Source organism: Mesorhizobium sp. M0184, from assembly GCF_040322215.1.
In the GTDB taxonomy this organism is placed as follows: Bacteria; Pseudomonadota; Alphaproteobacteria; order Rhizobiales; family Rhizobiaceae; genus Mesorhizobium.
Map to the genome: position 1 here is coordinate 1 of NZ_JAMYSZ010000086.1, position 2446 is coordinate 2446.

Sequence of the window (2446 nt, forward strand, 5' to 3'; positions counted from 1 at the left end):
ATCGCAACGTCACCACCGTGCCATGGCCGCTCGCCCCTCAGAGCAAGCGCCGTTCTCTCTCCAAAACTTTTTGCAGAACCTTCAGCACATCTGTGGACGCCCCCGTGAGCGCAAGAAGAATCTTCGAAAGGCGGTATAGCGGCGCGTAGTCGGGTGCTGACATCTGTCCGGCCTCTGATGCGGCCTTCCATTTGCCGCCGGCCCGTATGGGAGTTCGCCGATCGGATCCATATCACTACCGCGCGCTCGAGGCGCTCTGTGCTGAACTGGTTTTTCCGATCCGTCTCTCATCGACTGTCGCGCCATACCTCTCCGTGTGACCTTCCTACACCTGCGACGACCTCAGACCGAGCTGCTATGCTGCCACGGCCGGAGCCCTGTAGGTCCCACCTCTTGCCATGAGCGCCCAGACGATGCGGGCCATCTTGTTGGCAAGAGCGACGACCACAAGCATTGGCGGCTTGCGGGCGAGCATGCGCCCAAGCCACGATCCTTCCCGAATGCCTCGCCGACGAGCATGACGCACGACAGCGCTCGCTCCGATGATCAGCAGGCGCCGCAATGTACGCTCGCCCATCTTCGATGTTGCACCGAGCTTCTGTTTACCGCCGGTTGAGCGTTGCAGCGGCGTCAGGCCCAGCCAAGCGGCGAAGTCGCGCCCCTTTCGGAAGATTGCGGCGCAAGGCGCCAGTGCAACCAGAGCCGTTGCCGTTATCGGACCAACGCCGGGGATTGTTGCCAACCGCCGCACGTCTTCATCCTCTCGGGCACGCCGTGCAATCTCGGCATCGAGCTGCTTGATCCTTTCCTCCAGCGATCTCAGCGTATCGACCAGCACGGTGAGGGCCAGGCGGGCTGCTTCTGGCAGATCGCCCTCAGGATCCTCTACCTTTTCCATCAGCTTGGCGGTGTGAGAAGGGCCCTGGGCAACGACCAGTCCATATTCTGCGAGATGGCCGCGCAAGGCGTTGATCGTCTGGGTGCGCTGCCGCACCAGCAGATCACGAGCCCGGAATACGGCCGCACTCGCCTGCTCCTCCTCACTCTTCACGGCGACAAAGCGCATGGTCGGCCGCTGCGCGGCCTCGCAGATCGCCTCGGCATCGGCGGCGTCGTTCTTCTGCCGCTTCACGAAAGGCTTCACATAGGATGGCGGGATCAGACGAACGGCGTGCCCGAGCTTGCCGATCTCGCGCGCCCAGTGATGCGCCCCAGAACAGGCCTCCATGGCGACCAAGCAGGCCGGCTGCCCAGCGAGAAACGCAAGCACCTTGTCGCGTCGCAGTTGCTTGCGGAAAACAATGGCGCCCGCCGCATCGGCTCCATGCGCCTGAAATACATTCTTCGCTAGGTCCAACCCGATCGTGTTAACTTCCATTGTGGACGCTCCCTCTCTTACGGTGGCTGTCAAACACCACCATTCTGGCACATCGATGCCGTCGAGGGGGCGTCCACATGGGGTAATCGCGGGAGCGACGCGCCCTGGAACCGATCATAGCCTTGGAGGGTGGCTGTTCCCCGATAAGATGAAATACGGGCTCACGACTGGACGCCGGGCCCAGCATCAACGGAGAACAGCCATGGAAGAACATATCGGTCTCGACGTGTCGATGAAAGAGACGGCAGTGTCGATCCGCCGTGAAGGCGAACGGATCTGGCGCGGGAAGTGCGCATCTGATCCCAGGATCATTGCCGAGCTTGTCCGCAAGCGGGCGCCGGCCGCAAAGCGCGTCGTGTTCGAAACCGGCCCGCTGTCAGTTTGGTTCTATCATGCGCTGCGCGCCGAGGGATTGCCAGCCATCTGCATCGATGCGCGCCATGCCAAAGCCGCTCTCGATATGGCGGCGAACAAGACGGATGCGAATGACGCCGATGGTTTGGCGCGTCTTGCTGAAGCAGGATTCTTTCGCGAGGTGCGCGTGAAAGGCTTCGACAGTATGTTGACCCGCACGCTCGTGGCAGCACGCACTCGGCTGGTCCGGATCACCGTCGAGCTTTCCAACCAGATCCGAGGGATCATGAAAACGTTCGGCTTGCTCGTTCCCGCCGGTAAGGGAACTACATTCGAAAAGAATGTCCGGAGCCTTCTTATCGATCAGAGCGAGCTTGCTCCTGTCGTCCTACCAATGTTGGAAGCCTGGCGCAGCATTCGCATCCGTGCCGCCGAGCTTGGGCGCCAGCTTGTCGCAGATGCACGTCAAAGCCAAGCATGCCGCATACTCATGTCGATCCCCGGCATCGGCGCCATTACCGCAACCTCTTTCGCCACTGCCATTGAAGATCCGGGCAACTTCAAGAAGTCCCGCTCTGTTGCCGCTTGGATCGGCCTGACAACTCGCCGCTACCAATCGGGAGAAGTCGATTATGACGGCCATATATCCCGACGCGGCGATCGACATTTGCGGGGACTTCTCTATGAGGCTGCGGCGGTCATCCTGACACGCAG

The 2446-nt window shown here is 61.2% G+C and carries 2 protein-coding genes; one reads left to right on the forward strand and one right to left on the reverse strand.

The annotated features are described in order from the left end of the window. Positions 1–355: 355 nt before the first annotated feature. Positions 356–1378 carry an IS110 family RNA-guided transposase gene (locus NKJ23_RS34370; protein ID WP_352685154.1) on the reverse strand — a complete coding sequence of 341 codons (1023 nt, stop codon included), beginning with the start codon at positions 1376–1378 and terminating at the stop codon, positions 356–358. 202 nt (positions 1379–1580) lie between these two features. On the opposite strand from NKJ23_RS34370, the gene NKJ23_RS34375 reads away from it, so the two are divergent. Further along, positions 1581–2446 (forward strand): IS110 family RNA-guided transposase (locus NKJ23_RS34375; RefSeq protein WP_352685156.1); only part of this gene is annotated, 866 nt, incomplete at its 3' end.